We start from the raw sequence: 6,643 nt of genomic DNA on the forward strand, positions 1-6,643 counted from the left end.
GGCGGCCATCAGGGAGCACGCGACGACCACCCGGCCGCCCGGGGCGAGGACCAGGACGCCGTGTCCGCAGCCCGCCTCCAGCTCACGGTGGCCCCGTCCAGAGGCTCGCCCCGAGTTTGCGAGGGGTGAGGAGGACGGGGTCCCTTCTCAGTTCAGGCTGCGGATGCCCGCGGGCAGGGTGCCACCGGCGAGGAGGCCCGTCGTGGCGTCCTGAAGGGCGGTCAGGGCGGCGCGCTGGGTGAAGGGCCCGGTGGACACGCGGGCGACGCCCAGGTCCTGCAGCTCGCGCACGGGCAGCCCGTGCTTCGGGACGGCGATGACGCTGAGCCGCTGCGGGCCGAACGCGTCGACCAGGGCGGTGATCTCCTCCCGCATGACCGCGCCGGGCACGAACACCACCGGCGCGCCCGCGTCGAGGAACGCCCGGCCGCGGACGATCGCCTGCTCCACCAGCTTGTCCCGGTCGGCGTCCCGCGGGGCGCCGACGAACGCGTCGGTGCGCGCGTTGAGGACGAAGTCGATCCCCGCGTCGCGCCCGGCGGCGAGCACCGCCTCCACGGCGGCGAGCGCCTCGTCCAGCGGCTTGTTCTGGTCCTCGAGGTTGCCACCGACCACGCCGCGCCCGATCGCCCGCCGGGCCGTCTCCCCCGGGTCGCCGTACCCGGCCTCGAAGTCCATGGTCACCGGCAGGTCGACCGCCTCGACGATCCGCCCGACCATGTCGAGGTGGAGGTCGAGCGGGATGTTCTCGCCGTCCTCGTAGCCGAAGGCGGCCGCGATCGAGTGGCTGGCGGTCGCCAGCGCCCGGACGCCGTCGGTCCCGGCGACCACCTTGGCGGAGACGACGTCCCACACGTTGGCCAGGACGAGGATCTCCGGAGCGGTGTGCAGGTCCATCAGGGTGCGGGCGCGGGCGGCGAGGTCGGGCACGGACCGAACGTAGGACACCGCAGTGACCAGCGCACTTGACGCCGAGGACTTAGGTCAGGCTAACCTGCATCCAGCGCCCAGGGTCGACCCTCTGGGAGGAGAACCCTGTTCGCGACCGGTGAGGCGGCTGTCATGTACGTGTGTCACTGCAACGTGGTGACCGACCGCGACATCCTCGAATCCATCGCCAACGGCGCCCGCTGCGTGGCCGACGTCGCCCGGGACACCGGTGCCGGCCGTACCTGCGGGAACTGCATCAGCTCCCTCCGCGACCTCGTGTGTCAGCATTGCCCGGTCCGTGCCGAGCGCCGTACCGACGACTATGCGGCCGAGCGAGAACTGGGAGTGGCTGGTGCAGCCCGTTAGCCCCCGTGTGGTCGAACTCCTCAACGATGCGCTCACCTTCGAGCTCACCGTCACCAACACCTACTTCCTGAACGCCCGCATGCTCGACGCCTGGGGGCTCCCCAAGCTCGGCAAGGTCTTCTACGACCTCTCGATCGACGAGATGCGCGACGCGGACGACCTCATCCAGCGGGTCCTCCTCTTCGACGGTCACCCCAACGTGCAGCGCCTGGGGTCGATCCGGGTCGGCGAGACCGCCGAGGAGATGCTCGTGCTGGCCCTCGACAGCGAGAAGGCGGCCGTCGCGCAGTTCAACGCGGCGGCCAAGGAGTGCCACGACCTCGGGGACCACGGCAGCGCCGCGGTGTTCGAGGAGATGGTCCGCGACGAGGAGAAGCACGCGGACTGGTTCGAGGCCCAGCTCGGGGCCATCGAGCGGGTCGGCCTGCCGCAGTACCTGGCCGCTCAGATCTCGACCGAGACCCCCTGACGGCTCCGCGCCGCACACCGAGGGCCGCTTCCCGAACCGGGAGGCGGCCCTCGGTGCGTCAGCCCAGCCGGTCGGCGAGGTCCTCGATCATCAGGTTCGCAGCCGTGAGCCCGATGCCGGTGAAGAACACGTCGTCCTCCACCGCCAGCGCCCGGTCCTCCTGCACGGCGCGCAGACGGGGCCAGAGCGGGCCGGCGAGGGCCGCGGCCTCCCCCGAGTCGTCGGCGGGGCCGTACGAGGAGTACAGGACGATGTCGGCGTCGACCTGCGTCAGCTCCTCGGCACTCAGCTCGGCGAACGTCGGCACCTCGTCGGTCGGCAGTTCCAGCTGCTCGAGACCGGCGTCGGCCAGCACGGTCCCGATGAAGGACGCCCGCGTGTAGACGCGGATCGTCCCCTCGACGATGCGCACCGCGCTCACGGTCGTGCCGGCGGCGTCCAGCGACTCCCCCAGCTCGACTGCCGCCCGCTGGTACTCGTCCACGGCCTGCTCCGCCTGCTCCTCGCGTCCGAGGGCCTCGGCGGCCAGCAGCAGGTTCTCCTCCCACACGGCGCCCACCCGCTCGGCGAACACCGTCGGCGCGATCCGCGACAGCTCGTCGTAGAGGTCCTCGTGCCGCACCTTGTTCGACAGGATCAGATCCGGCTCCAGGGCGGCGATTGCCTCGAGGTCCGGTTCGCCGATCGTCCCGACCCGCTCGACGTCCGCGGCCCCTTCGGCGAGGTAGCTCAGGAAGCCGGTCGACACGTCCGTGGTCACCCCGCCGACGGGGGTGACGCCCAGGGACAGCGCCGAGTCCAGCTCCCCGGTGTCGAGGACGACGACGCGCTCGGGCTCCGCGGGGATCTCCGTCTCCCCCATGGCGTGCTGCACGGTGCGGGGGAACAGCGCGTCGGCCGCAACGGTCGGCTCGACGCCGGGGTCCGCCTCCGACGTGCTGCCGCAGGCCGTCAGGACGAGGGCGGCGACGACACCGACCGCTCCGAGGACGTGGCTCTTCACTGGTCTCCTTCTCATGTGGCCACCGCCCACCCGTGGTCGGCGGCTGGATGCACATCGCGACCCTGTGCAACACTGGTTGCGAGCCAGGGAAGGCTAACCTAACCGCAGGTTCGACCGACCGGCCGCCGACCAGATGAGGGCGCATGACCGTCGAGACGCTGCAGGTGCCGACCTACCGCCCGTTCGCCGTCCGGGTGGCGCGCGTCCAGCGGCTGAGTCCCAGCTTCCTGCGGATCACCTTCACCGGCGACGAGCTCGCCGAGTGCGCTCCCAACGGCTGGGACCAGCGGATCAAGGTGCTCCTGCCGATCCCGGGACGCGGGATGGCGGACTGCCCGGCCGGCCAGCGGGGGAGCCAGGTGACCTCGACCCCGGCGGGTGCGGCGAGGGGTAGCACGTCGCCGGCCGTGGGCACCTCCAGCATGATGCGCGCCCGCCGTCCTACCGGCAGCGACTCGACGATGGCGCAGACGGCGGGGACGGCGGTCTCGTCGCCGGCGACGAGCAGGCACGAGGCGTCGGCCGGCGGGTGCCACTCGTAGCCGCCGGTGGGGCCCGGGAACCGGGCGTTGGGCGCGATCAGGGCCACCTCGTCGCCCAGCGCGACCCGTTCCGCCCACGCCGACGCGGGGCCGGTCGCGCCGTGCAGGACGAAGTCGACGTCCATCTCGCGCAGACCCGGTCGCCAGTCCCGCACGGTGTAGGTGCGGATGGGGTTGCGTCGCTCCTCCGGCAGGGCGCGCCACTCGCCGTACCAGTCCGCGCCGGCCGGGCAGTCCGCCATCCCGCGTCCCGGGATCGGCAGGAGCACCTTGATCCGCTGGTCCCAGCCGTTGGGAGCGCACTCGGCGAGCTCGTCGCCGGTGAAGGTGATCCGCAGGAAGCTGGGACTCAGCCGCTGGACGCGCGCCACCCGGACGGCGAACGGGCGGTAGGTCGGCACCTGCAGCGTCTCGACGGTCATGCGCCCTCATCTGGTCGGCGGCCGGTCGGTCGAACCTGCGGTTAGGTTAGCCTTCCCTGGCTCGCAACCAGTGTTGCACAGGGTCGCGATGTGCATCCAGCCGCCGACCACGGGTGGGCGGTGGCCACATGAGAAGGAGACCAGTGAAGAGCCACGTCCTCGGAGCGGTCGGTGTCGTCGCCGCCCTCGTCCTGACGGCCTGCGGCAGCACGTCGGAGGCGGACCCCGGCGTCGAGCCGACCGTTGCGGCCGACGCGCTGTTCCCCCGCACCGTGCAGCACGCCATGGGGGAGACGGAGATCCCCGCGGAGCCCGAGCGCGTCGTCGTCCTCGACACCGGGGAGCTGGACTCGGCGCTGTCCCTGGGCGTCACCCCCGTCGGCGGGGTGACCACGGACGTGTCGACCGGCTTCCTGAGCTACCTCGCCGAAGGGGCCGCGGACGTCGAGCGGGTCGGGACGATCGGCGAACCGGACCTCGAGGCAATCGCCGCCCTGGAGCCGGATCTGATCCTGTCGAACAAGGTGCGGCACGAGGACCTCTACGACGAGCTGTCGCGGATCGCGCCGACGGTGTTCGCCGAGCGGGTGGGCGCCGTGTGGGAGGAGAACCTGCTGCTGGCCGCCGAGGCCCTCGGACGCGAGGAGCAGGCGGAGCAGGCCGTGGACGAGTACCAGCGGGCGGCAGTCGAGCTGGGGGAGTCGCTGGACGCCGCCGGCACGACCGTGAGCGCGGTGCGCATCGTCGAGGGGACGATCCGCGTCTACACGCGGGCGTCCTTCATCGGGACCGTGCTGGCCGACGCCGGTCTCGAGCAGCTGGAACTGCCGACCGACGAGGTGCCGACGTTCGCCGAGCTGAGTGCCGAGGAGCTGACGCAGGTCGACGCCGACATCGTCCTGTACTCCTCGTACGGCCCCGCCGACGACTCGGGGGAGGCCGCGGCCCTCGCCGGCCCGCTCTGGCCCCGTCTGCGCGCCGTGCAGGAGGACCGGGCGCTGGCGGTGGAGGACGACGTGTTCTTCACCGGCATCGGGCTCACGGCTGCGAACCTGATGATCGAGGACCTCGCCGACCGGCTGGGCTGACGCACCGAGGGCCGCCTCCCGGTTCGGGAAGCGGCCCTCGGTGTGCGGCGCGGAGCCGTCAGGGGGTCTCGGTCGAGATCTGAGCGGCCAGGTACTGCGGCAGGCCGACCCGCTCGATGGCCCCGAGCTGGGCCTCGAACCAGTCCGCGTGCTTCTCCTCGTCGCGGACCATCTCCTCGAACACCGCGGCGCTGCCGTGGTCCCCGAGGTCGTGGCACTCCTTGGCCGCCGCGTTGAACTGCGCGACGGCCGCCTTCTCGCTGTCGAGGGCCAGCACGAGCATCTCCTCGGCGGTCTCGCCGACCCGGATCGACCCCAGGCGCTGCACGTTGGGGTGACCGTCGAAGAGGAGGACCCGCTGGATGAGGTCGTCCGCGTCGCGCATCTCGTCGATCGAGAGGTCGTAGAAGACCTTGCCGAGCTTGGGGAGCCCCCAGGCGTCGAGCATGCGGGCGTTCAGGAAGTAGGTGTTGGTGACGGTGAGCTCGAAGGTGAGCGCATCGTTGAGGAGTTCGACCACACGGGGGCTAACGGGCTGCACCAGCCACTCCCAGTTCTCGCTCGGCCGCATAGTCGTCGGTACGGCGCTCGGCACGGACCGGGCAATGCTGACACACGAGGTCGCGGAGGGAGCTGATGCAGTTCCCGCAGGTACGGCCGGCACCGGTGTCCCGGGCGACGTCGGCCACGCAGCGGGCGCCGTTGGCGATGGATTCGAGGATGTCGCGGTCGGTCACCACGTTGCAGTGACACACGTACATGACAGCCGCCTCACCGGTCGCGAACAGGGTTCTCCTCCCAGAGGGTCGACCCTGGGCGCTGGATGCAGGTTAGCCTGACCTAAGTCCTCGGCGTCAAGTGCGCTGGTCACTGCGGTGTCCTACGTTCGGTCCGTGCCCGACCTCGCCGCCCGCGCCCGCACCCTGATGGACCTGCACACCGCTCCGGAGATCCTCGTCCTGGCCAACGTGTGGGACGTCGTCTCCGCCAAGGTGGTCGCCGGGACCGACGGCGTCCGGGCGCTGGCGACCGCCAGCCACTCGATCGCGGCCGCCTTCGGCTACGAGGACGGCGAGAACATCCCGCTCGACCTCCACCTCGACATGGTCGGGCGGATCGTCGAGGCGGTCGACCTGCCGGTGACCATGGACTTCGAGGCCGGGTACGGCGACCCGGGGGAGACGGCCCGGCGGGCGATCGGGCGCGGCGTGGTCGGTGGCAACCTCGAGGACCAGAACAAGCCGCTGGACGAGGCGCTCGCCGCCGTGGAGGCGGTGCTCGCCGCCGGGCGCGACGCGGGGATCGACTTCGTCCTCAACGCGCGCACCGACGCGTTCGTCGGCGCCCCGCGGGACGCCGACCGGGACAAGCTGGTGGAGCAGGCGATCGTCCGCGGCCGGGCGTTCCTCGACGCGGGCGCGCCGGTGGTGTTCGTGCCCGGCGCGGTCATGCGGGAGGAGATCACCGCCCTGGTCGACGCGTTCGGCCCGCAGCGGCTCAGCGTCATCGCCGTCCCGAAGCACGGGCTGCCCGTGCGCGAGCTGCAGGACCTGGGCGTCGCCCGCGTGTCCACCGGGCCCTTCACCCAGCGCGCCGCCCTGACCGCCCTTCAGGACGCCACGACGGGCCTCCTCGCCGGTGGCACCCTGCCCGCGGGCATCCGCAGCCTGAACTGAGAAGGGACCCCGTCCTCCTCACCCCTCGCAAACTCGGGGCGAGCCTCTGGACGGGGCCACCGTGAGCTGGAGGCGGGCTGCGGACACGGCGTCCTGGTCCTCGCCCCGGGCGGCCGGGTGGTCGTCGCGTGCTCCCTGATGGCCGCC

General features: G+C 72.0%; 6 protein-coding genes and 2 pseudogenes. 4 read left to right on the forward strand and 4 right to left on the reverse strand.

The window, feature by feature from the left end:
* Positions 1 to 147: 147 nt before the first annotated feature.
* Entirely contained in the window at positions 148 to 930 is a 783-nt protein-coding gene (locus tag E4P40_RS25355) for an isocitrate lyase/phosphoenolpyruvate mutase family protein (RefSeq protein WP_209305513.1), read from the reverse strand.
* Positions 931 to 1,282: 352 nt separating this feature from the next.
* On the opposite strand from E4P40_RS25355, the gene bfr (E4P40_RS25365) reads away from it, so the two are divergent.
* On the forward strand, positions 1,283 to 1,765 hold the full coding sequence (gene bfr / locus E4P40_RS25365; RefSeq protein ID WP_135161104.1) for a bacterioferritin: 483 nt from the start codon (positions 1,283 to 1,285) through the stop codon (positions 1,763 to 1,765).
* A gap of 58 nt (positions 1,766 to 1,823) precedes the next feature.
* Here bfr (E4P40_RS25365) and E4P40_RS25370 read toward each other — a convergent pair whose 3' ends face one another.
* Positions 1,824 to 2,768 (reverse strand): iron-siderophore ABC transporter substrate-binding protein, encoded by a 945-nt coding sequence (locus tag E4P40_RS25370; RefSeq protein WP_245160577.1) that lies wholly within the window; start codon positions 2,766 to 2,768, stop codon positions 1,824 to 1,826.
* Between the two features lie 143 nt (positions 2,769 to 2,911).
* Here E4P40_RS25370 and E4P40_RS29195 point away from each other — a divergent pair.
* A pseudogene (locus E4P40_RS29195) lies at positions 2,912 to 3,067 on the forward strand (siderophore-interacting protein); the annotation flags it as partial.
* Positions 3,068 to 3,165: 98 nt separating this feature from the next.
* Here the strand turns inward: E4P40_RS29195 and E4P40_RS29200 are convergent.
* Positions 3,166 to 3,732, reverse strand: a pseudogene (locus tag E4P40_RS29200) (siderophore-interacting protein); the annotation flags it as partial.
* A gap of 143 nt (positions 3,733 to 3,875) precedes the next feature.
* Here E4P40_RS29200 and E4P40_RS25380 point away from each other — a divergent pair.
* The gene (locus E4P40_RS25380) at positions 3,876 to 4,820 is read left to right on the forward strand and encodes an iron-siderophore ABC transporter substrate-binding protein (RefSeq protein ID WP_245160577.1); all 945 of its coding nucleotides are present in this window, start codon (positions 3,876 to 3,878) and stop codon (positions 4,818 to 4,820) included.
* Between the two features lie 58 nt (positions 4,821 to 4,878).
* Here E4P40_RS25380 and bfr (E4P40_RS25385) read toward each other — a convergent pair whose 3' ends face one another.
* Positions 4,879 to 5,361 carry a bacterioferritin gene (bfr, locus tag E4P40_RS25385; RefSeq protein WP_135161104.1) on the reverse strand — a complete coding sequence of 161 codons (483 nt, stop codon included), beginning with the start codon at positions 5,359 to 5,361 and terminating at the stop codon, positions 4,879 to 4,881.
* Between the two features lie 352 nt (positions 5,362 to 5,713).
* On the opposite strand from bfr (E4P40_RS25385), the gene E4P40_RS25395 reads away from it, so the two are divergent.
* The gene (locus E4P40_RS25395) at positions 5,714 to 6,496 is read left to right on the forward strand and encodes an isocitrate lyase/phosphoenolpyruvate mutase family protein (RefSeq protein WP_209305513.1); all 783 of its coding nucleotides are present in this window, start codon (positions 5,714 to 5,716) and stop codon (positions 6,494 to 6,496) included.
* Positions 6,497 to 6,643 lie beyond the last annotated feature (147 nt).

It is taken from the genome of Blastococcus sp. CT_GayMR20, assembly GCF_004570345.1.